Consider the following 25,394-nt stretch of genomic DNA (forward strand, 5'->3'; position numbering starts at 1 on the left):
GAAAAACAAATTTAAAGCATCCTGTATTTCTTAAGTATTATTAAATTGTATATTTAGCCCTGATTATGATAGATACAAGAATACTTGAAATAACGGCTGAACTTGCCAAAGCTGACAATATCGTCATTGTTCCACATAAAGGTCCAGATGGGGATGCCATGGGTTCCAGCCTGGGACTTCTACATTTTCTCACGGACAAAGGGCACCATGCCCAGGTAATCGCCCCAAATGATTATCCGCATTTTTTAAAGTGGTTACCGGGGAGCGAAGAAGTGATCATTTATGAAAATGATAAGGAAAAGGCAGATCAATTAATCTCGGAAGCACAGATCGTTTTTACGCTGGACTTTAACAACCTTTCCAGGTGTGGTTCCATGCAGGATTCGCTCCTGGCTTCAGATGCGGTATTTGTAATGATAGACCATCACCAGGAACCATCAGACTATGCTCACTATACCTATAGCGACGCAACGATGAGTTCTACCTGTGAAATGGTGTATAAGTTCATTGATAAACTAAGGGCAAGTAAAAAGATCACTCCGGAAATTGCTACCTGTCTTTATACAGGAATTATGACCGACACCGGTTCTTTTCGGTTTAGCTCCACATCCAGTGAAACCCATAGGGTGATTGCAAACCTTATTGATAAAGGAGCAGAAAACGCACTGATCCATAACAGTATTTTTGATACTAATTCTGAAAATAAACTTCAACTATTAGGTACCGCTCTTCAGAATTTAAAGGTCAATAAAGAATTAAGAACCGCATATATAAGTTTATCCCAGGAAGAACTGGACCGTCATAATTTCAAAAAAGGAGATACAGAAGGTTTTGTGAATTATGGTCTTTCCCTGGATGGTATAATTTTCGCGGTAATTTTCATTGAAAAAGAGAATGAAGATCTGGTTAAAATTTCTTTCAGATCTAAAGGAGATTTTGATGTTAATAAATTTGCCCGCGCTCATTTTGAGGGTGGCGGTCATATTAACGCTGCCGGAGGAAAAAGTAATATTTCCCTGAATGATACGATTGTAAAGTTCAATGAAATTCTACCACAATATTCTGAACAACTAAAAAGATGAGAATTTTAGGCCTGTTAATGTTGATTTTATTTGTTACTTCCTGTAAATCCCCGGAAGCACGACGTCCTGTTTCTCAGAATTCCGGTTCTTATATAGACGAATCTGTGGAAAGAAATAAGGAAATGATCTCTAAAGAAGAAGATTATATCAAACAGGTGATGGGTCAGGAGCCAGAAACCGAATTTCTTGCTTCAGCTGATGGGTTCTGGTACTATTATAATGAGAAATCAACAGACAGTTTGAACACTGAGATGCCTGAATTTGGCGATGTGGTGGTTTTTGATTATTCCATTTCCAGTATAGAAGGAGAATCCATATATGCCGAAGGTGAAAAACCCACCCGCGAATATGCCATCGATAAAGAAAAATTATTCACCGGATTAAGACAGGGCCTAAAATTAATGAAAGAAGGAGAAACAGTCACTTTTCTATTTCCTTCTCATAAAGCTTTCGGATATTACGGCGATAAAGAAAAAATTGGAAGTAATGTTCCAATTAAAGCAAAGGTCACTTTGCATAATATAAAAGAAGAATCTAATAACGAACCCAACAATTAAGAATGAAATGAGCCAGGAGCAGTTTCGGTATATACTGAAATGAGCTTTGGCAAATTGCGTCTGACAAACAAATAATCAACAATTACAGATGAAAACAAAAAGCTTTTTTTTATTACTTACAATGGCCATAGGCCTGTTCTCATGCAATGAGGAATACCCTGAATTAGAAGATGGCATGTATGCCGAGTTCAATACTTCTTTGGGTCCGGTTGTTGCCGAACTATATTTTGAAGAAACACCCATGACTGTGGCAAGCTTTGTTTCCCTTGCAGAAGGAACCAGTAAAATGGCAGATAGTACTTATAAGGATAAAAAATATTATGACGGCCTTATTTTTCATAGAGTAATTGATGGTTTTGTGATCCAGGGTGGTGATCCTACCGGCACGGGAAGTGGCGGCCCGGGTTATAAATATCCAGATGAATTTGTAGATTCTTTAAGCCACGATTCAAAAGGAATCCTTTCTATGGCCAACGCTGGCCCGGGAACAAATGGTAGTCAATTTTTTATCACTTTAGGTCCGGTTCAACAACTGGATGGAAAACATACCGTCTTTGGAAAAGTGGTTAAAGGTCAGGACGTGGTAGACTCTATTGGTAAAGTAGAAACAGGCCCTCGTGATCGTCCAACCAAGGATGTTGTAATGAATGAAGTAAATATTATTCGAAAAGGAAGTGCCGCAAAGAATTTTGACGCTCCAAAAGTCTTCGAAAATACTTTAGCCGAAATCGATGCTGAAAAAGAAGCCGAAGCAAAGAAAATCCAGGAAATCAGAGATCAGCGTGTGGAAGAATTTGAATCTATAAAAGAGAAAGCTGATTCCCTGGAAAGTGGTCTGAAAATTTACTACGAAACAGAAGGTGAAGGTGAGAAACCTAAAATTGGACAGACTGTAAAAGTGAATTATGAAGGTTATTTTACCGATGGATCTATCTTTGACACCAATAAAATGGAACTGGCGAAAGAGAGTGGCGTTTACGATCACCGCAGGGAATCCATGAATGGATACGAACCTATGGATGTGGTTTATGGACCGGAAGCACCAATGATTCCAGGCTTTAAAGAAGCTGTGCAACAAATGAAAATCGGTGATGAAGTAGTAGTCTTTATCCCCAGCCATCTAGGTTATGGAGAAAGAGGTTATGGAAGAGCAATCCCGCCAAATACCGATCTAATCTTCAGAATTGAATTGGTAGGAATGGCAGATACTCCATCTCAGCAGTAATTCTGAAGCATATATAAAAAAAGCCCCGTGAAAAACGCGGGGCTTTTTTATTTTTAACAGTTCAGAAATTAATTCTCAGGAATATTTTTTAGAACTTCCAGTAGAAATTTCCAGTATTTTTGAGCAGATTTTATGCTAGCCCTTTCATCTGGAGAATGCGCCCCTCTAATAGTAGGCCCAAAAGAGATCATATCCATATCGGGATAATGGCTTCCGATGATCCCGCATTCAAGTCCGGCATGACAGGCTGCAATATCGGCTTTTTCCCCATGCATCTTCTGGTAGATCTCATCTAAAGTTTTTAGAATAGCCGAATCACTATTTGGCGCCCATCCTGGATATTCACCTGAAAATTTCACCTCGAAACCTGCCAGTTCAAAAGCAGCTGTCAGGGAATTAGCAAGATCATTTTTTGACGATTCAACTGAACTTCTGGTAAGGCATTTAATATGCACCTCCCCTTCTTTGAGCCTTACATTTGCCACATTATTTGAAGTTTCCACAAGACCCTCAATCTCCGGGCTCATCCTGTAAACTCCATTATGTGCCGCAGCAAGTGCCAGAAGTACCTCCCGCTGAGATTTAAGGTCCATTAAAGATTTCTGTGAAACAGACCTTTGAAGCTCTATAGAAAGATTTGGCTCCAAAGATGCGTATTCAGTTTTAATATCTTTTATACGCGCTTCCAATTCCTTTTTAAAACTTTCTTCTTCAGTTTCTGGTAGTGCAATAATCGCTTCACTTTCTCTTGGAATGGCATTTCTAAGACCACCACCGTTTATTTCAGATACTCTTAATTTTAATTCTTCCGAAGTATTAATGAGCAAACGGTTCATTAATTTATTAGCATTTCCAAGCCCTTTAATGATATCCATTCCTGAATGTCCCCCCATCAAACCTTTTACTTTTAAATTATAGGTTCTATAGGCCTCAGGCATTTTTTCTTCTGCATAATTTTTAGTAGCAGTAATATCTACTCCCCCGGCACAACCAATTCCTATCTCATCATCTTCTTCAGTATCTAGATTAAGTAAAATATCGCCTTGCAGTAAATCCGGGCTTAAACCTTTGGCTCCGGTCATTCCGGTTTCCTCATCTATAGTAAATAAAGCTTCGATCGCAGGGTGCTCTATATCATTACTTTCCAAAATCGCCATCATCGTGGCCACGCCAAGACCATTATCAGCACCAAGTGTAGTTCCTTTAGCTCTAACCCAATCGCCATCTACATACATATCTATTGCCTGTGAATCAAAATCAAAATCTGTATCATTGTTTTTTTGATGCACCATATCCAGGTGAGCCTGCAAAACGATCTTTTTTCGGTTTTCCATTCCTTTAGTCGCAGGTTTGTAGATCACTACATTTCCAACCTGATCCACCGTAGTCTTAAGATGAAGATTATTTCCGAAATCTTTAATGAATTTTATAACCCGTTCTTCCTTTTTAGATGGTCTCGGCACCGCATTCAAATCGGCGAATTTATTCCATAAAACTTTGGGTTCCAAACCCCTTATTTCTTCATTCATTGGTTTATTTTTTGGTGTCTTCACAAAGGTATTCGATTTTACCGAACTCTAAAATTTGAGGTCGGCCGAATATTTGTATTTTTAAACCGTGAAGAGAAAATCTGTACTACTGCTGACCATTCTTTTACCGGTACAAATCCTGGGTATTAATATACTTGCCGGCCACTCTAATTTTGTTGAAAAATATTATTCCCTTGGCTTATATCCGGTTATTTCTAAAATAATGCGCTATAGCCTCGGCTGGATTCCTTTTTCCCTTGGAGATTTTCTATATGCTGCCCTGGTTATTCTTTTAATCTGGTGGCTTGTTAGAAGAATTAAGCAGCGATTTAGAAATCCGAAGCTTTGGATTCCAGATGCACTGGCGAGCCTTTCCGTTATTTATTTTTGTTTTCATCTTTTCTGGGGCTTTAATTATTACCGGCTTCCACTGCATAAAAGCCTGGAGATTGAAAGCGACTATACCACGGAGAAACTTATTAAATTAAGTGAAACCTTAATCGAGAGGTCCAATAAGATTCATTCAGAACTGGCATCAAACGACTCTACTAAGATTGAATACGAATACACTAAAAATGAGCTATTTGAAATCACTCTGGAGGGTTATGACCATATTGAAAAAGATTTTCCTGAACTTGCGTTTAATGGTAACGCTTTAAAAAGATCCCTCTATAGCTTACCGCTCACTTATATGGGATTCAACGGTTATCTGAATCCGCTGACGAACGAAGCGCAGGTTAACACTCTTATTGTTCCCTACAAAATACCGACAACAGCAAGCCATGAAGTAGGCCATCAGCTGGGATTTGCCAAGGAGAACGAAGCCAATTTTATAGCATGTCTTGTCACCATGAACCATCCAAATAAAAAATTCAGATATTCAGGATATACTTTCGCGTTAAGTTATTGTTTGAGTGAACTCTACAGGCGTGATCAAGCCAAAGCCGAAGAATTGATAAAAACAATAAAGCCTGGAATCCTGGCAAATTACAGGGAAGTTGATGAATTCTGGAGGCAGCATACCAATCCTTTCGAGCCCCTGTTTAAAGCTACTTATAACCGATATTTAATAGTTAACAATCAATCTGAAGGGATGAAAAGCTACAGTTATGTGGTGGCATTACTGGTGAATTATTTTGACGATACCCGAAACGTCCTATAATTACCATTGAATTAATCAAAATTTAGTACTTTAAGCCTCTTAAAATTTTGAGCAATCTTATTTACTTAAAACAATCCGTTTTTTATGAAATTAAAATTATTGATTTTGGGAGTATTCCTCGGTGTCTTTTCGATGCAATCCCAGGAATATTTTCCCAAGAATGATGGTGTTCAAATGCGAAACACCAATTACACTGTCTTTAAAAATGCAAAAATCCATGTGGATCCACAAACGCTGATCAATAACGGGATGTTTGCCATTAAAGAGGGAAAAATTACTGCGGTGGGTAAATCCATTAATATCCCGAAGAACAGTATTGTAATAGATTTAAAAGGAAAGGAAGTCTATCCTTCTTTTATCGATCTTTACAGTGAATTCGGAATCCAGAAGCCTAAAAGAGCTGAAGGCGGTAATGGGCCCCAATATGATGCTGCCCGTGAAGGTTTTTACTGGAATGACCATATTAGGCCAGAAACCGATGCTGTGGCCCATTTTAGTTTTGATGCTAAAGAAGCGGAAAAATATCACAAAGCTGGCTTTGGTGTAGTAAACACCCATGTTCCAGACGGTATAATTCGAGGAACCGGAATGCTCGTAGCCCTTACCCCTGAAGTGAGCGAAGGCGATCGTATTCTTAGCGACAGGTCTTCGCAATATTTGTCTTTCGATAAAAGTGTGCAATCCAGGCAATCCTACCCTACTTCTATCATGGGAACCATGGCACTTATTCGCCAGGCCTATTTAGATGCCGACTGGTATTCCAAAGGAAATGCAGATAATAAAGATCTGGCACTTGAAGCCTTAAACAAGAATAAGGATCTGGTACAAATCTTTACCACAGATAATCTTCTTAATGAGTTAAGGGCTGATAAGGTAGGTGATGAATTCGGGATCCAATATGTAATTGTTGGTAGCGGAAATGAATATCAACGTCTCGATAAAATAAAAGCTTCCAATGCGACTTATATTGTACCGCTAAATTTCCCTGAAGCTTACGATGTAGAAGATCCTTATCTAACAGGTTATTTGAGCCTGGAAGAAATGAGGGAATGGAACCAGGCTCCTGCTAACCTAAAAATGCTTGCGGAGAAAAATGTTCCGTTTACTATTACCACTCACTCTATAGATGCCGAAAAAGATTTCAAATCAAATTTATTGAAAGCCGTAGAATATGGTTTACCTAAAGAAGCTGCCCTGGCGGCGCTAACAACAGTGCCTGCAAAAACTATAGGTCTGTCTGAAAAATTGGGTGTACTTAAAGAAGGTGCCTGGGCAAACTTTATCATTACCTCAGGTGATTATTTTGATAAGGAAACTACCTTGTATGAAAACTGGATCCAGGGAGAGAAAAAAGTGCTTGAAAGCATGGACGTAACAGATATCACTGGTAAATATGATTTGAATATTGATGGCAAACAGTATGAACTTGATATCACCGGAGAAGCTTCCAAGCCTAAAGTTGAAGTGAAAATGGGAGAAACAAAGATTGGTTCTAAACTGAATTTTCAGGAGAACTGGATGAACCTCCTCCTATCTTCTCCAGATACCACTAAAACTGAATTCATCAGGCTCGTAGCTAATGTACCTGAGCCAAATAAGACCATTTCAGGAAAAGCTATTCTTCCAAATGGAAATGAAACCTCTTTTCAGGCCACTAAAAAGACCGGTTCAGAAAAAGATAAAAAAGAGAAGGATAAAAAAGAGGATAAATTACCTAATATAATGCCGGTTACCTATCCAAATATCGCCTACGGTTTTAAAGAAAAACCAAAACAGGAAAATGTACTTTTTAAGAATGCTACAGTTTGGACGAGCGAGGAGGAGGGTGTATTGGAGAACACAGATGTACTTGTAAAAAATGGTGAGATCGTTCGTATTGGTGAAGGTATAAATGCCGGAGGAGCAAAGGTTATTGATGCTACTGGCAAACATTTAACGGCCGGTATTATTGATGAACATTCCCACCTTGCCGCTTCAGATATTAATGAAGCCGGACATAACTCTTCTGCCGAGGTAAGCATGGAAGATGTGATAGACCCAACAGATATTGGGATTTATAGAGATCTTGCCGGTGGGGTTACCACCATTCAGCTTTTACATGGTTCAGCAAATCCTATTGGAGGGCGTTCTGCAATCCTGAAATTGAAATGGGGAGAATCTGCTGAAGATTTAATATTTGAACAGGCGCCGCCCTTCATAAAATTTGCGCTTGGTGAAAATGTAAAACAGGCAAACTGGAGCGGAAATCGTTTTCCGCAGACCCGTATGGGCGTAGAGCAGGTTTTTATAGATTATTTCAGCCAGGCAAAAGCTTACGAATCTGAAAAGAAACAAGGTGGAGATTTCAGAAAAGATCTTGAAATGGAAACCATTGTTGAAATTTTAAATGGCGAACGCTTTGTTAGCTCTCACTCGTACATACAGAGTGAAATAAATATGTTGATGAAAGTCGCAGAGCAATTTGATTTTAACATTAATACCTTTACCCATATCCTTGAAGGCTATAAAGTAGCCGATAAAATGAAAGAACACGGAGTTGGAGCTTCCACATTTTCTGACTGGTGGGCCTACAAATACGAAGTGAATGATGCCATTCCTTATAATGCCTCTATTATGAATGATGTAGGAATTACCGTGGCCATTAATAGTGATGACGGTGAAATGAGCCGAAGACTAAACCAGGAAGCTGCGAAAAGTGTGAAGTATGGTGGAATGAGCGAAGAAGACGCCTGGAAAATGGTCACTATTAACCCTGCCAAGCTTTTACACGTAGATGATCTTGTAGGAAGTATAAAAACAGGTAAGCAGGCAGATCTTGTGCTATGGAATAATCATCCTCTTTCTATTTATGCTAAGCCAGAGAAAACAATGATTGAAGGCGTGATCTATTTTGATATAGATCGTGATGAAAAAATGAGAAACGAAATTAAAAAAGAAAGGAATGAGCTTATCGGTCAAATGTTGAAAGAAAAAAACAGCGGGGTCAAAACCCAGCCTGTAACGAAAAAGGAAGAGCAACGTGTACATTGTGATCTTTTAGAAGAGGTTCAATAAATTTAAAGGAATATGAAAAAAATCAATATATACAGTTTAATAGTTTTAATAATAGTTTCCGCAAGCAGTTTTGCACAGCAAACCCCTGCCGAAAAACAGTCGGAACCAGTTAGCATTGTGGGTGCAACGGCACATTTAGGAAATGGGGGGGTTATAGAAAACAGCCTAATCATTTTTGAAAATGGAACTATAACCGAGGTGATTGCGGCAAATCTTACCAAACAGCAATATCCCGGAAAAATCATAAATGCGGAAGGCAAGCATGTTTATCCCGGATTTATCGCGCCAAATTCAACACTTGGACTTGTTGAGATCGCTGCTGTAAAAGCTACGGAAGATGAAGATGAAATGGGAGAAATGCTTCCAAATGTACGAAGTTTAATCGCATATAATGCTGAAAGTAAGATCGTGGAATCTATGAGACCCAATGGAGTTCTGATAGGGCAAATCGTCCCAAGAGGCGGACTCATCTCAGGTACTTCCTCTATTGTGCAATTTGATGCCTGGAACTGGGAAGATGCTGTGGTAAAAGAAAATGATGGTTTACACATTAACTGGCCAGACGCATTTAGAAGAGGTCGTTGGTGGAGAGATGAAGATCCCGGCTTGAAATCAAATAAAGAATATCAGGAAGATGTTCAAAAATTGGCAGATTTCTTTGCTTCCTCCAAAGCATATCTTGCCGGAAACAGGGATTATAAGAATCTTCCTTACCTGGCAATGGAAACCGTATTCAAAGGTGATAAGAAAGTATTTGTTCACGTAAATGGCGAAAAAGAAATACTGGACGTGATCGAATTCAAGAAAGATCAGGGGCTCAAAAATCTGGTAATTGTAGGTGGTTATAATGCGCTTGGAGTTGCAAAAGAGTTAAAGTCTGAAGAAATCCCTGTGCTGGTAAACCGTCCGCATAGTACTCCAAACAAGTCTTATGAAGATTATGATTATCCTTATAAATTAGCAAAATTATTGCAGGACGAAGGTGTTTTAGTCGCAATCGAAGGTAGCGGACAGATGGAAAGGATGAATTCAAGAAATTTACCTTTCTACGCTGGTACGGTTGCCGGTTTTGGTATGGATAAAGAAGATGCCCTCAAACTAATTACCTCCAACACGGCAAAAATCCTGGGGATTGATAATACCTACGGAAGCCTTGAAAAAGGAAAATCGGCTACCTTATTTATTTCTGAAGGTGATGCACTGGATATGAGAACCAACATACTTTCCCACGCCTTTATAGACGGAAGGGAAGTGAGCCTGGAAACTCATCAAACAGAACTTTGGAAAAGATATTCCAATAAATATAAAAATCAGGAGAGCGAATAATATCGCTTAAAATTTAAAAGCCCCTGAAATTTCAGGGGCTTTTTTTATGGCCAATATCTCCGTACTTTTACGCGCATGTTTAAACAGATCACCAGCCCTCAAAACAAGGAAATAAAATGGCTGCTTCAGTTGCAGGAAAAATCCCGTAACCGCAGAAAAGAGAATGCTTTTATTGTGGAAGGCAAACGGGAAGTAGGCCTGGCCATCAAAGGCGGATATATCCCACTTCACCTCTATTTTGTTCCTGAATTGATCAGTTTTCAGGATGTTGTTGAAATTGCTAAAACCAACAACGAAAAAGCAGCTGAAATAACAGAGATTAGTCAGGAGGTTTATAATAAAATCGCTTATCGCGGCAGCACTGAAGGGATCATAGTTGTTTTTCGCTCTAAAGAACATAAGCTGGAAAATCTTAATTTTAAAAATACTAATCCATTGATCCTTGTAGCAGAATCTCCTGAAAAACCAGGAAACATTGGTGCTATTTTAAGAACAGCCGATGCTGCGGCGGTAGATGCCGTGATCATTGCCAATCCTCAAACAGATCTGTACAATCCTAATATTATAAGAAGTAGCGTTGGCGGTATTTTTACCAATCAAATCGCCATCGGAAGCACTTCAGAAATTATTGAATTTTTGAAAAGAGAACATATTCAAATCTATTCTGCGGCTCTTCAGGCTTCAAAACCTTATTATGACATAAACTTTAGAGAAAGTTCAGCAATTATTATGGGAACTGAGGCAACGGGACTTAGTGATGAATGGCTGGAAAATTCTACTCAAAATATCATCATTCCCATGCATGGCGAAATAGATTCCATGAATGTTTCTGTAGCCGCAGGAATTCTTATTTTTGAGGCTAAACGTCAGCGCAGCATAAAGAGTGAAGCGTGAAGCGTGAAAAGTGAAGAGTTAAAATTATAAACACCAAACAATAAACAATCTTGAATTCAGAAAACCTATTTTATATCATCATTGGAATTATCATAATAGATTTTGTAATAGATAAGATCCTAGATGCACTTAATGCCGGGCATTTTGATGATCCTATTCCTACGGAACTCGATGATGTTTATGATGCGGAGGAATACGAAAAATCTCAGGCCTATAAAAAAGAACGGTTTAAATTCGGAATGATCACTTCCACTTTTTCGGTTCTCTTAACGCTGGGGTTTATCATATTTGACGGATTTGAATTTGTAGATGAGATCGCCAGAAGTATCAGTGATAATTCAATCATTATTGCATTAATTTTCTTCGGAATAATCATGTTGGGAAGTGATATACTGATGACTCCATTTTCATGGTACAGCACCTTTGTGATCGAGGAAAAATATGGTTTTAACAAAACCACAAAAGGCACTTTCTTTCTGGACAAACTTAAAGGTCTGGCGATGGGTGCCATCATTGGTGGTGGAATCCTGGCGCTTATCGTATGGTTCTACCAATTTGCCGGAGATGATTTTTGGTGGTATGCGTGGATCCTCATTTCCATATTTTCAGTATTCATGAATATGTTCTATGCTAAGCTCATTGTCCCGCTGTTCAATAAGCAAACTCCGCTGAAAGAAGGCTCTTTAAGAACTAAAATAGAGGAATATGCAAAAAGTGTAGGTTTTAAACTGGACAATATCTTTGTTATTGATGGTTCCAAAAGAAGCACCAAGGCCAATGCCTATTTTTCAGGCTTTGGAAGCGAAAAAAGGATCACCTTATATGACACGCTGATCAATGACCTGGAGGAAGAAGAGATTGTGGCGGTTTTGGCCCATGAAGTAGGTCATTATAAAAAGAATCATACTATTGTGAATATGGCTGCTTCTGTTTTAACCACGGGTTTTACCCTATGGCTGCTGTCCCTTTTCGTAGGAAATCCGGTATTATCTGAGGCACTTGGAGTGGAGAACCCAAGTTTTCATATTGGCCTTGTAGCCTTTGGAATTCTATATAGTCCTATTTCAGAAATTACTGGTCTTATTATGAATTATATTTCCAGAAAATTCGAATATCAGGCAGATAATTTCGCCAGGACAACATACGCTGGTAAATTTCTTATATCCAGTCTGAAAAAATTATCAAAAAATACCTTGAGTAATTTAACTCCGCACAAAGCCTATATTTTTGTACATTACTCTCATCCCAGTCTGCTACAGCGATATCGGAATTTGAAGACTGGAATTTAGTTGTTTGCTTTTAATCTTAATTGTATTTTTAACCTATGACAGAGGCGGCTATAGAAAAAGAAAACAAGCAGATTGCCAGGCAGTATAAAGAACTGCTTCGTATAAGTTATCAAACCCTTACCGAAGATGATAAAAAACTGATTCGAAAAGCTTTTGATACTGCTGTAGACGCGCATAAAGATCAGCGTAGAAAATCCGGGGAAGCTTATATTTTTCATCCCATTGCCGTAGCCAAGATCGTAGCTTCAGAAATAGGTTTGGATGCTACTTCCATCGCTGCTGCCTTACTTCATGATGTGGTAGAAGATACCAGCTACAGCCTAAAATATGTCGAGGAGACGTTTGGAGATACGGTAGCTAAGATTGTAGACGGTCTCACAAAGATCTCAAGCCTTAAAAAGGATAAGGACGTATCACTTCAGGCTGAGAATTTCAGAAAAATGCTCCTCACCTTAAATGATGACGTTAGAGTTATCATTATCAAGATCGCAGACAGGTTGCACAATATGCAAACGATGGATGCGATGCGACCGGATAAACAGGTAAAGATCGCTTCTGAAACCCTCTATATTTATGCGCCTCTTGCCCATAGAATAGGCCTCTATAATATAAAAACAGAATTAGAAGACCTGGGCTTAAAATATACCGAACCGGATGTTTACCAGGAGATTCTCACCAAAATCAAGGAAAGTAAGGAAGAGCAGGATCTGTATATAAAAGAGTTCAGCAAAATAATTCAGGATTCGCTGGATAAGGAGAACCTGGAATATGAGATAAAAGGAAGGCCTAAATCCATTTATTCCATTAATAAAAAGATCAAGACTCAAAATATTAGTTTTGATGAGATCTATGATAAATTCGCAATTCGTATCATTTACGAAAGTGAGCCATCCCAGGAAAAATTCCTTGCGTGGAAAATTTATTCTATAGTGACAGATCACTTCAGGCCCAATCCTACAAGATTAAGAGACTGGATATCTTCTCCAAAATCTACAGGATATGAAGCCTTGCATATTACGGTAATGGGCCCTAAAGGACGATGGGTGGAGGTACAGATACGGAGTGAGCGAATGAACGAAATTGCTGAAAAAGGTTATGCTGCTCATTATAAGTATAAGCAGGGGAATGACAATAAAGAAGAAAGAGGCTTTGAAGAATGGGTAACCCGTTTGCAGGAAGCTTTAGAAAGTTCAGATGTAAGCGCGGTAGATTTTGTAGAGCAATTTAAATTAAACCTTTATTCGAAAGAAATCTTTGTTTTTACTCCACAGGGTGATCTAAAATCTTTACCAAAAGGTTCTACTCCGCTGGATTTTGCCTTTAGTATTCATACAGAGATTGGCCTGCACACCAGGGGGTCCAGAGTTAACAACAAGCTGGTGCCTCTAAGTCATGAGTTGAAAAGTGGCGATCAGGTTGAAATTATTACTTCAGATAATGCTAAACCCAATATTAACTGGCTGGATTATGCAAATACGGCAAGAGCCAGAGCCAAGATAAAATCTTCGCTAAAAGATGAGAAAAAGGAAATTGCCGAAGAAGGAAAAGCAGTTCTGGCGAGGAAGCTAAAGGCTCAAAAAATTCAGTTCAATGAAAAGTCTATAAATGAGCTGGTTGTATTTTTCAATCTTAAAACCAGTCTGGACCTTTTTTATCGTGTTGGCGTTGGCAAGATAGACAATCAAATGCTGAAGGATTTTGCCTCCTCGCGAAGTAATTCCCTGGTAAGTTATTTTAAAAGTAAGATCAAAAAACCACAGGTAGCATCAGATCTCAATAAGGATGAGATCACCGCAAAATATGATCAATTGGTTTTTGGGAAGGAAGAAGAAAAACTGGAATATAAATTATCTAATTGCTGTAATCCCATTCCCGGTGATAATGTCTTCGGTTTTATCTCTGTGAACGACGGTATAAAAGTTCATAAAAAAGATTGCCCTAATGCCTTACAGCTTCAAAGTAATTATGCCTATAGAATTATTCAGGCAAAATGGATAGACAGTTCCCAACAGGACTTTAAGGCCGTAATCAGGCTTCAGGGAATAGACAATCTTGGATTGGTAAGTGAAATTACCAAGGAGATTTCCAGCAATATGCATGTGAATATGAAAAACCTGAATTTTGACAGTTCAGATGGTGTTTTCAGTGGTCGTATCACTCTCGTTGTAAAGAATAATAATATCCTGAACACCATCATCCAGAGGTTGAAAAAAATTAACGGGATAGACAAGGTTAGCCGTGAATAAACTTTTACCTTTGCTAAGCAAATTATGAGTAAGAAAATTGTAAATAAAAACGATCAGGCGGTCGTTAAAAATGTTTTCACCAAGTATCTGGAAGATAAAGGGCACCGGAAGACTCCGGAGCGTTTTGCCATACTTCAGGAGATCTATAATTCAGACGATCATTTTGATATTGAGTCTCTTTATATAAAAATGAAGAACAAGAAATATCGGGTAAGTCGAGCTACTTTGTACAATACTATTGAATTATTGTTAGAGTGTGGTTTGGTTAGAAAACATCAGTTTGGTCAAAACCAGGCGCAATATGAAAAATCATATTTTGACCGTCAGCACGATCATATCATACTTACAGATACCGGAGAGGTAATAGAATTCTGTGATCCACGAATACAAAGTATCAAACAAACCATAGAAGAAGTCTTTGATATTGAGATTAGCAAACATTCTTTATATTTCTACGGAAATAAAAAATCAACCAATTAAGTTTAGAAATTCATGGCAGTAGATTTACTACTAGGTCTTCAATGGGGTGACGAAGGGAAAGGAAAAATAGTTGACGTTCTCACCTCCAAATACGATATTATTGCCCGTTTTCAAGGGGGGCCAAATGCCGGCCATACTTTGGAATTCGATGGCCAAAAGCACGTTTTACATACGATCCCTTCAGGAATATTTCATAATAACAGCATTAACCTCGTAGGAAATGGTGTGGTTATAGATCCCGTTATCTTTAAAAAAGAACTGGATAACCTATCAAAACATGATATAGATTATAAATCTAAGCTGATAATTTCAAGAAAGGCGCATTTAATCCTGCCAACGCATCGTTTACTGGATGCAGCTTCAGAAGCTTCCAAAGGAAAGGCTAAGATTGGTTCTACCTTAAAAGGAATTGGTCCTACTTATATGGACAAAACCGGAAGAAACGGTTTACGTGTAGGTGATCTGGAACTTGAAGACTGGAAAGATAGATACCGGGCTCTTGCTGATAAGCATGAGAAAATGATCGCATTCTACGATGTGGATATTCAATATGACCTAAAAGAACTGGAAAAAGAATTCTGCTTCGCAGTAGAAACATTAAAAGAATTAAAATTTATAGACAGCGAAGAATATCTTCACCAAGCCATGAAATCTGGTAAGAGTATTTTGGCTGAAGGAGCTCAGGGATCCTTACTTGATATAGATTTTGGGACATATCCATTCGTAACTTCTTCCAACACTACTGCTGCCGGAGCCTGTACCGGTTTAGGTGTTGCTCCGAGAGAAATTGGGGAAGCTTTTGGAATATTTAAAGCTTATACCACAAGGGTTGGTAGCGGCCCCTTTCCTACCGAGCTTTTTGATGAAATTGGAGAAAGAATGGGAAAAGTTGGAAATGAATTTGGAGCTACCACCGGAAGAAAAAGACGTTGTGGGTGGCTGGATCTTGTCGCGTTAAAATATGCTGTTCAGGTAAATGGGATTACGCAACTTATTATGATGAAAGGCGATGTGCTTAGCGGATTTGAGACTTTAAAAGTTTGCACTTCTTATAAATATAAAGGGGAAGAAATTAAGCACCTCCCTTATAATATTGAAGCTGAAAACCTTGAACCTGTTTATACAGAAGTTGAGGGATGGAAAGAAGATCTTACCAAAATGACCGACGCTTCTTCACTACCAAAAGAATTTAATGATTATGTAAATTTTCTAGAAAAGGAATTGGAAACACCTATTTCAATTGTTTCTGTAGGCCCGGATAGAAAACAAACGATTCATAGAAAATAATAGTAAAATTATTTCTATTGAATAAAAAAAGGCTGCCAAATGGCAGCCTTTTAATATTTATAATGGTTTGCATTGGAACCTATCCATCGCTACCATCGTCAGAAACGATAAAGAATCCTCCAATAGCAAGCACTTCCTCCATAGTTAATGGCTCATCAAATGCTTCCTGAATGGCTTGATTTCCTCCAAAATCATCAAACATTCCGGAAAGATCTACGCCTCCCTGAACAAGATTAGATTCTGGTGTTTCTCCAGCATAAATTGGATCGAACACTCCTGGAAGACCATTGCTCGCTGCATCACCACCGGTAACCCATCCTTTTTGACCTCTCATTCTTCTTACTTTAGAAGCATGTCTGGCTTCTACGGAATGGATCTGTAAAGCGTATTCTAATAAGGTATTATCATTAGCTAATGCTCCTGCCTGTCCTTTATAAGCACGTACACCAGTATCTTCAAATCCCTGTGATAATGCCATAAAAGTCGCATAGTTTTCAAAAGTGTCTAAGTTAAGACCTCCCGGACCTCCTGTGAAATCGAAGGTTGGTTTCTCAACTGCATCATCTCCCAGTGCAGCCAATAAGAAAGCAACATGATCGTCCTCATGCTTGGAAATTAATCCAAAAACATCTCTATCTTCTTCAGGGATCAAACCATCAGTATCTAAACCAATCTGGTAAAATTCTTTTTCAAGATATTCCAGTGTTAAGGCAAAGTTCAACACATCTGTTGGTGAAGCCTGCATTGCATTTGTAGTAAAAGCAGCATTCGCAGCTTTTGTAGATTTACTCATTCCTGCTAATCCAAATGGGATGGAAGCCATAGCAGCTCCTTTACCAAAAGATTTAAATTGTTTAAAAACGTCCCTTCGCGATGCTTTTGCATCGAAAGAAGCATTATCAGACATTTTATCTAATATTTTTATAAAACTCATTTTCTTCGTTTTTTTAAAGTTAGTTAATTACTCAGTGGGCAATTGGTTTGCTGTAAACTCAGTAGTGATAAATCCACCGGCTGCTGCAAGAACATCTGCAGGAGGCGTTGCTTTATCAAAAGCAGGACCAACACCACTAATAGATACTAATACTTCATCCCTTGCAAATGCTGTTGGTGTACCTAGCGCAAGATCTGCAAATGCAGAGGCATGTCTGGCCTCAACAGAAACGATTTTTCCTGCGAGTAATAAATACGTACCGCCCATTTCTGCGTCCACGTCAATTAACTTTCCTGCTCCATTATAAGCAGAAACCCCTGTGTCTTCAAGAAGAAGTGCTGTATCAAGAACAGATTGCCTGTCATCAAAATTTACTGAGCTAAAATCAAATTCAAGATCAGGTAAGATATCATCAGGAGCTACTGCACTAATTGCAGTTTTAAAAAATTCCCTGTGAATTACTTCATGATACCAGGTATCTTCAAGAATTTGCTTTTCTTCAGAATCATCTGCTAAGCCTGTATAATAAGCACCTTCAGTCATTCTGGTATAAAACTCAGCTTCTAATTGTTCTAAAGCATAAGCATAATTAAGGATACCTAAATTTCCAGATCCTAAGTCAAACGCTTCTGGTTCTGGTTCTGGTTCTGGCTCTGGTTCCGGCTGTGGGTCTGGACCAGCGACAGGTGCATTCGGATCAAACATATCGTCTTCGCTACATCCGTACAATAGGAAACTTGATCCTGCTATTCCAAGACCACTCAATTTAATGAATTTCCTACGCGAATTTTTTGAATCTTTGGAAGATGCATTTACTACATCTACCTTGACTACGGGTTTTTTCATAATTAAAATTTTAGTTTTCTACCGAAACTTACGAAGGAAAACCTCTTCAGGTTTGGATTGGAGAGTTAAGTTTATCTTAAAACGTCAAATTTTTAGAAAGGTTTAGGATTTGCAGAGAATAAATGAGTTCTCTTTAAGTTTATTTTTAGGACTGGAATATTTCAAAGCCGCTTAGAACAAAACCTTTTCCATGTATTTTAATTACTTTTGAAAAAAATTCAGATTGAAAAATTTGTTATCAATTTTAAGTTTTATTATCCTGTTTATTTCAGCATTTAGCCATGCACAGAATAATCAGGAAATAAATTATGATTCCGATAGGACTTTAAAAAATGAGCAAAGATATCCAGGAGCTCTTATTTTAAGTAAAGTAGATAATCAGGTATATTTTGACCATGATGGGATTGAAGTATGGTGCGATAATGCTGTTTTCTACAAAGAAGCCAATTTCTTCAAGGCTTATGGAAATATTCGTATGCAACAAGGGGACAGTGTGAGTATGACCAGCAATTACGCTGAATATAATGGAGATACCGAGTTTGCTTTTGCCAGTGGTAAAGTGAAAATGAAAAGACCGCAAACAACGCTTGAAACCGACAGTCTTTTTTTTGACCGGGTAAAACAACAGGCATATTATAGAAGCGGCGGAAAAGTAACCGATACAGCCAGTGTACTTACCAGTACCATTGGCAGGTATTTTATGGAGGAAGATAAATATAGCTTCGTAAATGAAGTGGTGGTTACCAATCCTGAATATAAGATCAACTCTGAACAATTAGATTTCTATTCTGAAAATGGACATGCCTATCTATATGGTCCTTCTACCATTGTTAGTGAAACAAGTACCGTTTATTGCGAACGCGGATTCTATGATACACGGGCAGATAATGGGTATTTTGTAAAAAACTCCCAGATAAATTATGATAATAGGATACTTAAAGGAGACAGCTTATATTTCAATAGAAAAAACAGTTTTGCTTCTGCCACCAATAATATTATGGTCATTGATACCATTAATAATAGTAGGGTTAGTGGTCATTATGCGGAAGTCTACAGGGATAAGGATTCGGTCTTCATTACTAAAAAAGCCCTTGCGGCAAGTCTTCAGGAGCGGGATACGCTTTTTATACATAGCGATACAATCATGATCACGGGAAAACCTGAAAGACGAATTTTAAGGGGATTCTATGATGTTAGGATGTTGAAAGAAGACCAAACTGGGGAAAACGCTATGAGCGGCCGTAGCGATTCCATTTATTCAGATCAGCAATCGGGTCTCACCAAACTTATAAATCTAAGTAGTAAAAATAATGGAAATCCGGTTTTATGGTCCGGGGCCAATCAAATGACCGGTGATAGCATCCACCTCCACAGCAATCCCGAAACAGAACAATTAGACTCACTACTCGTTTTTAACAATGCATTTCTTATTCAAAAAGATAGTATTGAAGGATACAACCAGTTAAAAGGAAAAATTCTTACAGGTTATTTCCGTCAAAATGAACTTTATGAAGTTGTTATAGATAAAAATACCGAGACCTTAAATTATATGCGCAATGATGAAAATGAATTGATAGGCATCAATAAAACCCTGGCAAGCTCCATTAAAATATATTTTGAAGATCAGCAAATCAATTATATAGATTACCTGAATCAGGTAGACGGAAAATTAACTCCTGAAGCTGATTTTCCACCGAATGCCAGAAAATTACAGGGTTTTAACTGGCGAGGCGAAGAAAGGATACTTTCAAAAGAAGGTTTGTTTGAAGGTCAGGAAGAACCTGAATTAACCAAAATTAAAGGAATTCCCTTGCCCGATGAACCCGAAGAGTTTTTTGATGAAAGAGAAGAAGACGATTTATTGCTAGATAAAAATTCAAGGCTGAATCCTGAAGTTTTGAAGAACAGAAAAAAAGATTCCCTAAAGTTCAAATCTGAAAAACTTATCGATTCTTTGAGGCTTGAAACTCCTGTGAAAGCAGATTCATTAAAAACCCCGCAGAACGAAAAGGAGAATTAAATTGAAAGAAGATTTCCTAAAATATCAGGCACAAACAACTCCGCACCCCTTAGCCCTGGAGGTTTCTCATGCGAAGGGAAGCTATATAATCACTACAGACGGAAAAAAACATCTGGATTTCGTTGCCGGAGTTTCAGCCTGTAGCCTTGGACATTCACACCCTAAGATTGTAGCAGCTATCCGGGAGCAGGCAGAAAAATATTTACACGTGATGGTTTATGGGGAATATGCCCAAAAACCGGCAGTAGAGCTTTCCAGATTACTAGCCAGTCATTTGCCTGATCCAATTAATAAAACCTACCTGGTAAATTCAGGCACCGAAGCTATTGAAGGAGCGATGAAACTCGCCCGAAGAGCCACTGGAAGAACCGAAATTATTGCGGCCAGGAATGCCTATCATGGAAATACCATGGGCTCGTTGAGTCTAATGGATTTTGAAGAAAGGGTAAAACCTTTTAGACCTCTCTTGGCTGACATTTCTTTTATTGAATTTAATAATGAATCCCAACTCTCAAAAATCACCTCCAGAACGGCAGGTGTGGTGTTGGAAACCATTCAGGGTGGCGCAGGCTTTATTCTGCCCGAAAATGACTATCTAAAAAAAGTAAAGGCTCGTTGTGAAGAAGTAGGAGCACTTCTGATATTAGATGAAATTCAGCCTGGCTTTGGCCGAACAGGGAAACTCTTCGGATTTGAAAATTTTGGAATGGTACCAGACATTGTTGCACTGGGAAAAGGAATGGGAGGCGGTCTTCCCATTGGCGCCTTTTCATCTTCAGATAGATTAATGAACCTTTTAATGGACAATCCTAAGCTGGGACATATTACCACTTTTGGTGGAAATCCGCTCATTGCAGCCGCTGCGTTGGCAACTTTAAAGGAAATAACGGAGACCGACCTTATTCAGAAAAGCCTGGAAAAGGAAATTTTATTCAGAAAACACCTACAGCATCCACTAATAAATGAAATTAGAGGGAAAGGATTAATGCTTGGGCTTATTATGGAATCTGCCGAAATTGCCGATGCACTTATCCTGAAAGCAAAAGAAAAAGAATTGATACTTTTCTGGTTATTATTTGAGAAACGCGCGGTACGGCTTACTCCGCCCCTAACAATTTCCAATGAAGAAATCATGAAAGGATGTGGCATTATTGTTGACATACTCAATGAAATTGAACATTGAGGCTACCGGGTGTTAATTAATTTGTTAACAACAATGTAACGAATTACCCAAAATCGCCTTTAATCATTTATAACTTTAGTACAGAAGAAATCCCTTAATCACTCTCTTATGCAGCTAAGCCATAACGAAGAAGATAATTTCTCACTTGCTCGTTTCGAATCTATGCTGAAAACAAACGATGTTTTGTTCTTCGATTCTAACGAGTTTGAAAATATTATTCATCATTATCTTGAAAATGGTAAGATTTCCCTTGCCAAAAAGGCAGTTAAGATGAGTCTGGCGCAACATCCTACTTCAGTAAACCTAAAACTTTTTAAGGTTGAGATCCTGGTTTTTGAAGATAAACTGGATCTGGCAGATGGAATTTTAAACGAATTGAAGGAGTTGGAATCTTCTAATGAGGAAATTTATATTCAAAAAGCACAGATTTATTCTAAAAGGGATATGCACACAGAAGCTATAAAAATGCTTCAGGCTGCTCTTGAAATCACCCTCGAAGATGCTGAAATATTTTCGCTGATGGGAATGGAATACCTATTCCTGGAAGATTTTGAAAATGCGAAATATAGCTTTATGAAATGCCTCGAAGCAGATGAGGAAGACTATTCGGCATTATATAATATTATGTATTGTTTTGATTTTCTTGATCAGAAAACCGAAGCGATAGATTATTTAAACCTATACCTTAATAAGCATCCTTATTGTGAAGTGGCCTGGCACCAGGTTGGGAAACAGTATTTTGATCTAAAGGAATATAATAAAGCTTTAGCAGCATTCGATTTTGCCATTATTAGTGATGACAGGTTCGTGGGTGCATATCTTGAAAAAGGTAAAGTACTGGAAAAACTGAAGCGCTATAATGAAGCCATTGAAAATTATAATATCACCCTTGAACTGGAAGATCCTACTTCTTTCGCATATCTGCGTATCGGAAAATGTTTTGAAAAAATAGGTTGTGAAGATCTGGCTCTTAAAAACTATAAGCAAACAGTACATGAAGATCCTTTATTGGATAAAGGTTGGATAGCCATTACTGATTTTTACATCAAAAAACTGAATTTTCAGAAAGCTCTTTATTACATAAACAAGGCGATAAATATCGATGAAGAAAATGTTCTTTACTGGAAGCGATATGCCAAAATAAATAGCCGACTCAATTTCTTCGAAGAAGCCGAACAGGGCTATAAAAAAAGTCTGGAATTGGGCAATTATGAATTGGAAACCTGGATTAGACGTTGTGATATTCTTATAGGGCTTGGTGAATACGAAACAGCGATCACCAGCATGTTACAGGCAATGGAATTCTATGCTGGTTCAGCAGAAATTGAATATCGACTCGCCGGTTTATTTTTCTGCACGAATAAAGGAGAAAAAGGTTATTTTCATCTTAATAATGCCCTTAAAATAGATTCAGAATATTATATCATCATCGAGGAGCTTTTCCCTAATATCTTTGATCGAAAGAGCGTCAAACAAATTATAAATTCCTTCGTTAAGCTCTCTTAGTAATTTTGCTACCTTTGGGCGAATTCATAAAAAAAGAAGATGCAGCGAAGTTTTTCGGATTACCTTAAGGTGACCTTAAAAGGAATGGCGATGGGCGCCGCAGACGTAGTTCCCGGGGTTTCTGGCGGTACCATCGCATTTATTTCCGGCATTTACGAAGAATTGATTTCTACCATTAGCGGAATTAAACCCTCCCTATTATCTACCTGGAAACAGGATGGTTTTAAAGCCATGTGGAAAGAGATGAACGGCAATTTTATCCTTGCCCTCTTCTGCGGAATTTTAATCAGTCTTTTCAGCTTAATGCGTTTGGCCAATTATCTATTGGAAACCCACCCCGTTTTAATCTGGTCTTTTTTCTTCGGCCTGGTACTCGCCAGTATCTGGTTTGTAGCTAAACAAATCCCCAAATGGAATTATAAGATAATTCTTGCGCTTATTATTGGCGCTGCGGTAGCTTCTTATATTGTGAGCCTGCCGCCTCTTTCAGCTAGTTCAAGTTCTCTTTTTCTATTTTTTGCCGGGGCCATAGCAGTTTGCGCCATGATCTTACCAGGAATTTCGGGGGCTTTTATATTAGTATTATTAGGTGCTTATAAATCGATAACTGAGGCCGCCCATGATTTCGATCTTAAAACTCTTGCCATTGTTGGAGGTGGAGCAATATTCGGATTATTAACTTTTTCAAGGATCTTAAAATGGCTCTTTGTGCATTATAGTAGTATCACTTTGGCTGTATTAACCGGTTTTATTGCTGGCTCCTTAAATAAAATATGGCCGTGGAAAGAAACGCTGGAAACCGCTATTTACGGAGATAAAGAAGTAGTTTTAAAGGAAGCTTCTGTCCTGCCCTGGAATTTCAGTGGTGATCCACAAACCTTATGGGCTATCTTATTAATATTTGCCGGATTTTTCCTTATTATTATTTTAGAATTGGTGGCCACTAAAAAACCTGATCCTGCCGATGCAGCAAACTAGAACGCTTACAGATAAGGTCCTCCTTGTTCTTAAAGGGCTGGCCATGGGCGCCGCAAACAAAGTTCCGGGGGTTTCTGGTGGTGTGGTTGCGTTCGTTGCCGGTTTTTATGAAGAATTTATTTATTCCCTGCAAAAGGTGAATATCAAAGCTTTTAAACTTCTTATTTCAGGAAGATTTAAAAGTTTCTATCAATACATTAACGGGAAGTTTTTAAGTCTTTTGATCCTGGGAATGCTCATTAGTTATTTCAGTGTTTCCAAAGCACTGGACTATCTCATCGTGCATTACGAATTATATGTTTGGTCTGCTTTCTTCGGAATGATCATAGGTTCTATTTATTATATAAGTAAGGATTTTGATGAATGGGATAAAAACTCCATTCTTTTTGCAATTTTCGGTATTGTTGCAGGAATCGCCATAAGTTTCCTGGAACCAGCCAGAGAGAATGATAATTTATGGTTTGTATTTGTTTGCGGAATGATAAGTGTTTCGGGAATGACCTTGCCCGGCCTTTCCGGTAGTTTTATCCTTATCCTGCTCGGTAATTATGTACTTCTACTGGTAGATTCTGTAAACGCTTTATATGATACCATTGCTGAAATTATCATGCTGGATTTCAGTTTTACCGGAGAGCCTGAAAGACTGCGAATGCTTCAGGTGTTAATAGTATTTGCAGTAGGTTCCCTCGCAGGCCTTGTTTCTTTATCACACCTTTTAGGTTATGTGCTCAAAAAAAGAAAAAAAGAAACCTTTGCCGTCATTATTGGTTTTATCACAGGCTCCCTTGGTGTGGTATGGCCATGGAAAGAAAAGATATTCAAGATCAACGCTGCGGGAGATACTTTAATAGACAGGGAAGGAAATAAAATTATTGATAACTATGACAGGTACTGGCCCTCTTTTGAAACATTAGAAACCTGGCTGGCTATTGTATTCATAATAGTTGGAATATTTATCGTTTTAGGATTGGCCTGGTATGAAAACAGAAAATCTAATCTATGAGGACTTTCGGATTAATTGGAAGAAATATTGATTACTCTTTTTCCAGAAAATATTTTGCAGAGAAATTCCAAAGCGAAAACATCAACGCTGAATATCGCAATTTTGATCTCTCTCATATAGAAATGTTTCCTGAAATCCTGAAAGAAAATGTGGTGTCTGGTTTTAATGTGACGATCCCGTACAAAGAAGTTATTATCCCTTACCTGGATCATCTCGATTCACATGCTGAAAAAATTCAGGCCGTTAACACCATAAAATTTGAAAAAGATGGTAGCATCTGCGGTTACAATACAGATTACTGGGGATTTCTGGAATCCCTAAAACCACACCTTGAATCTCCTCATTCCAAAGCAATTATCCTGGGAACAGGCGGAGCTTCCAAAGCTATTGCCTATGCACTTAAATTACTGGAAATAGATTTTAAATTTATATCGCGAAACCCGGAAAAAGGGCAATTCTCCTATGCAAATCTGGATGAAAAAATCATCGATTCCCATACTCTTATTATTAATTGCTCTCCTTTGGGCACCTTCCCCGATACTGAAAAACATCCGGAAATTCCTTTTGAATTTATTTCAGAAAAACACCTCATCTACGACCTTATTTATAATCCTGCGGAAACACAGTTCATGCAACTTGCAGCGGAACAGGGCGCCAAAACTGTGAATGGTTCTGAGATGTTAAAGCTTCAGGCAGAAAAATCCTGGAACATCTGGAATTCCTGATTCTGCAATATAAATTGCGTATTGCTGCTTCATAAATAAAACCAATCCCTTGTCCAATTTTAGGGGAG

Annotated in this window: 20 protein-coding genes; 17 read left to right on the plus strand and 3 right to left on the minus strand. The window is 38.3% G+C overall.

The genetic code is table 11. From position 1 onward, the window contains the following. The first annotated feature begins 65 nt into the window (after positions 1-65). From Q1K34_RS08430 to Q1K34_RS08440, 3 genes are all read left to right on the plus strand, one after another. Positions 66-1,082, plus strand: a complete 1,017-nt coding sequence (locus tag Q1K34_RS08430) for a bifunctional oligoribonuclease/PAP phosphatase NrnA (protein ID WP_300437174.1) — start codon at positions 66-68, stop codon at positions 1,080-1,082. Then, on the plus strand, positions 1,079-1,639 hold the full coding sequence (gldI, locus tag Q1K34_RS08435; RefSeq protein WP_300437176.1) for a gliding motility-associated peptidyl-prolyl isomerase GldI: 561 nt from the start codon (positions 1,079-1,081) through the stop codon (positions 1,637-1,639). Before Q1K34_RS08430 ends, gldI begins: the two co-directional genes overlap by 4 nt. An 88-nt stretch (positions 1,640-1,727) precedes the next feature. Next, complete coding sequence (locus tag Q1K34_RS08440) at positions 1,728-2,864, plus strand: peptidylprolyl isomerase (RefSeq protein WP_300437178.1); 1,137 nt, start codon at positions 1,728-1,730, stop codon at positions 2,862-2,864. Positions 2,865-2,932: 68 nt separating this feature from the next. Here Q1K34_RS08440 and Q1K34_RS08445 read toward each other — a convergent pair whose 3' ends face one another. Further along, positions 2,933-4,393: an aminoacyl-histidine dipeptidase gene (locus tag Q1K34_RS08445; RefSeq protein ID WP_300437181.1), complete on the minus strand. Its 1,461-nt coding sequence runs from the start codon at positions 4,391-4,393 to the stop codon at positions 2,933-2,935. A gap of 88 nt (positions 4,394-4,481) precedes the next feature. Here Q1K34_RS08445 and Q1K34_RS08450 point away from each other — a divergent pair, with 88 nt between their 5' ends. From Q1K34_RS08450 to Q1K34_RS08485, 8 genes are all read left to right on the plus strand, one after another. Then, complete coding sequence (locus Q1K34_RS08450) at positions 4,482-5,555, plus strand: DUF3810 domain-containing protein (RefSeq protein WP_300437184.1); 1,074 nt, start codon at positions 4,482-4,484, stop codon at positions 5,553-5,555. Positions 5,556-5,639: 84 nt separating this feature from the next. Further along, complete coding sequence (locus Q1K34_RS08455) at positions 5,640-8,609, plus strand: amidohydrolase family protein (protein ID WP_300437187.1); 2,970 nt, start codon at positions 5,640-5,642, stop codon at positions 8,607-8,609. Between the two features lie 12 nt (positions 8,610-8,621). Beyond that, positions 8,622-9,935, plus strand: coding sequence for an amidohydrolase family protein (locus Q1K34_RS08460; RefSeq protein ID WP_300437190.1), 1,314 nt, complete (start codon positions 8,622-8,624; stop codon positions 9,933-9,935). A gap of 75 nt (positions 9,936-10,010) precedes the next feature. Continuing rightward, entirely contained in the window at positions 10,011-10,829 is an 819-nt protein-coding gene (locus Q1K34_RS08465) for an RNA methyltransferase (RefSeq protein ID WP_300437192.1), read from the plus strand. A 50-nt stretch (positions 10,830-10,879) separates the two neighbouring features. Next, positions 10,880-12,118: a M48 family metallopeptidase gene (locus Q1K34_RS08470; RefSeq protein WP_300437194.1), complete on the plus strand. Its 1,239-nt coding sequence runs from the start codon at positions 10,880-10,882 to the stop codon at positions 12,116-12,118. Positions 12,119-12,153: 35 nt separating this feature from the next. Next, the gene (locus Q1K34_RS08475) at positions 12,154-14,364 is read left to right on the plus strand and encodes a bifunctional (p)ppGpp synthetase/guanosine-3',5'-bis(diphosphate) 3'-pyrophosphohydrolase (RefSeq protein ID WP_300437196.1); all 2,211 of its coding nucleotides are present in this window, start codon (positions 12,154-12,156) and stop codon (positions 14,362-14,364) included. A 24-nt stretch (positions 14,365-14,388) separates the two neighbouring features. Continuing rightward, a complete protein-coding gene (locus tag Q1K34_RS08480) occupies positions 14,389-14,844 on the plus strand; it encodes a transcriptional repressor (protein WP_300437198.1) in 456 nt (151 codons plus the stop codon). Between the two features lie 12 nt (positions 14,845-14,856). Beyond that, complete coding sequence (locus Q1K34_RS08485; protein ID WP_300437202.1) at positions 14,857-16,131, plus strand: adenylosuccinate synthase; 1,275 nt, start codon at positions 14,857-14,859, stop codon at positions 16,129-16,131. Between the two features lie 79 nt (positions 16,132-16,210). On the opposite strand, the gene Q1K34_RS08490 is transcribed toward Q1K34_RS08485, so the two are convergent. Continuing rightward, positions 16,211-17,065 carry a ferritin-like domain-containing protein gene (locus tag Q1K34_RS08490; protein ID WP_300437205.1) on the minus strand — a complete coding sequence of 285 codons (855 nt, stop codon included), beginning with the start codon at positions 17,063-17,065 and terminating at the stop codon, positions 16,211-16,213. A gap of 27 nt (positions 17,066-17,092) precedes the next feature. Beyond that, positions 17,093-17,911, minus strand: coding sequence for a ferritin-like domain-containing protein (locus tag Q1K34_RS08495; RefSeq protein ID WP_300437207.1), 819 nt, complete (start codon positions 17,909-17,911; stop codon positions 17,093-17,095). Positions 17,912-18,134: 223 nt separating this feature from the next. On the opposite strand from Q1K34_RS08495, the gene Q1K34_RS08500 reads away from it, so the two are divergent. The 6 genes from Q1K34_RS08500 (at position 18,135) to aroE (ending at position 25,326) form a co-directional block, all read left to right on the plus strand. Continuing rightward, entirely contained in the window at positions 18,135-19,931 is a 1,797-nt protein-coding gene (locus Q1K34_RS08500; RefSeq protein WP_300437209.1) for an OstA-like protein, read from the plus strand. Position 19,932: 1 nt separating this feature from the next. Further along, complete coding sequence (locus Q1K34_RS08505; RefSeq protein ID WP_300437210.1) at positions 19,933-21,114, plus strand: aspartate aminotransferase family protein; 1,182 nt, start codon at positions 19,933-19,935, stop codon at positions 21,112-21,114. 108 nt (positions 21,115-21,222) lie between these two features. Then, positions 21,223-22,620 carry a tetratricopeptide repeat protein gene (locus Q1K34_RS08510; protein WP_300437212.1) on the plus strand — a complete coding sequence of 466 codons (1,398 nt, stop codon included), beginning with the start codon at positions 21,223-21,225 and terminating at the stop codon, positions 22,618-22,620. A 39-nt stretch (positions 22,621-22,659) separates the two neighbouring features. After that, on the plus strand, positions 22,660-23,598 hold the full coding sequence (locus Q1K34_RS08515; RefSeq protein ID WP_300437215.1) for a DUF368 domain-containing protein: 939 nt from the start codon (positions 22,660-22,662) through the stop codon (positions 23,596-23,598). After that, a complete protein-coding gene (locus tag Q1K34_RS08520) occupies positions 23,585-24,601 on the plus strand; it encodes a DUF368 domain-containing protein (protein ID WP_300437218.1) in 1,017 nt (338 codons plus the stop codon). Before Q1K34_RS08515 ends, Q1K34_RS08520 begins: the two co-directional genes overlap by 14 nt. After that, positions 24,598-25,326, plus strand: a complete 729-nt coding sequence (aroE, locus tag Q1K34_RS08525) for a shikimate dehydrogenase (RefSeq protein ID WP_300437220.1) — start codon at positions 24,598-24,600, stop codon at positions 25,324-25,326. Before Q1K34_RS08520 ends, aroE begins: the two co-directional genes overlap by 4 nt. Positions 25,327-25,394 lie beyond the last annotated feature (68 nt).

Origin of the sequence: Christiangramia sp. (assembly GCF_029937855.1) — a bacterium.
Taxonomy (GTDB): domain Bacteria; phylum Bacteroidota; class Bacteroidia; order Flavobacteriales; family Flavobacteriaceae; genus Christiangramia.

Excerpts from the sequence above, each read along its gene's own strand:
- Q1K34_RS08515 (WP_300437215.1), top strand. The coding sequence starts at position 22,660 with ATGCAGCGAAGTTTTTCGGATTACCTTAAGGTGACCTTAAAAGGAATG.
- aroE (WP_300437220.1), top strand. The coding sequence starts at position 24,598 with ATGAGGACTTTCGGATTAATTGGAAGAAATATTGATTACTCTTTTTCC.
- Q1K34_RS08520 (WP_300437218.1), top strand. The coding sequence starts at position 23,585 with ATGCAGCAAACTAGAACGCTTACAGATAAGGTCCTCCTTGTTCTTAAA.
- Q1K34_RS08440 (WP_300437178.1), top strand. The coding sequence starts at position 1,728 with ATGAAAACAAAAAGCTTTTTTTTATTACTTACAATGGCCATAGGCCTG.
- Q1K34_RS08490 (WP_300437205.1), bottom strand. The coding sequence starts at position 17,065 with ATGAGTTTTATAAAAATATTAGATAAAATGTCTGATAATGCTTCTTTC.
- Q1K34_RS08485 (WP_300437202.1), top strand. The coding sequence starts at position 14,857 with ATGGCAGTAGATTTACTACTAGGTCTTCAATGGGGTGACGAAGGGAAA.
- Q1K34_RS08480 (WP_300437198.1), top strand. The coding sequence starts at position 14,389 with ATGAGTAAGAAAATTGTAAATAAAAACGATCAGGCGGTCGTTAAAAAT.
- Q1K34_RS08495 (WP_300437207.1), bottom strand. The coding sequence starts at position 17,911 with ATGAAAAAACCCGTAGTCAAGGTAGATGTAGTAAATGCATCTTCCAAA.
- Q1K34_RS08430 (WP_300437174.1), top strand. The coding sequence starts at position 66 with ATGATAGATACAAGAATACTTGAAATAACGGCTGAACTTGCCAAAGCT.
- Q1K34_RS08465 (WP_300437192.1), top strand. The coding sequence starts at position 10,011 with ATGTTTAAACAGATCACCAGCCCTCAAAACAAGGAAATAAAATGGCTG.
- Q1K34_RS08445 (WP_300437181.1), bottom strand. The coding sequence starts at position 4,393 with ATGAATGAAGAAATAAGGGGTTTGGAACCCAAAGTTTTATGGAATAAA.
- Q1K34_RS08460 (WP_300437190.1), top strand. The coding sequence starts at position 8,622 with ATGAAAAAAATCAATATATACAGTTTAATAGTTTTAATAATAGTTTCC.
- Q1K34_RS08510 (WP_300437212.1), top strand. The coding sequence starts at position 21,223 with ATGCAGCTAAGCCATAACGAAGAAGATAATTTCTCACTTGCTCGTTTC.
- Q1K34_RS08455 (WP_300437187.1), top strand. The coding sequence starts at position 5,640 with ATGAAATTAAAATTATTGATTTTGGGAGTATTCCTCGGTGTCTTTTCG.
- Q1K34_RS08475 (WP_300437196.1), top strand. The coding sequence starts at position 12,154 with ATGACAGAGGCGGCTATAGAAAAAGAAAACAAGCAGATTGCCAGGCAG.
- gldI (WP_300437176.1), top strand. The coding sequence starts at position 1,079 with ATGAGAATTTTAGGCCTGTTAATGTTGATTTTATTTGTTACTTCCTGT.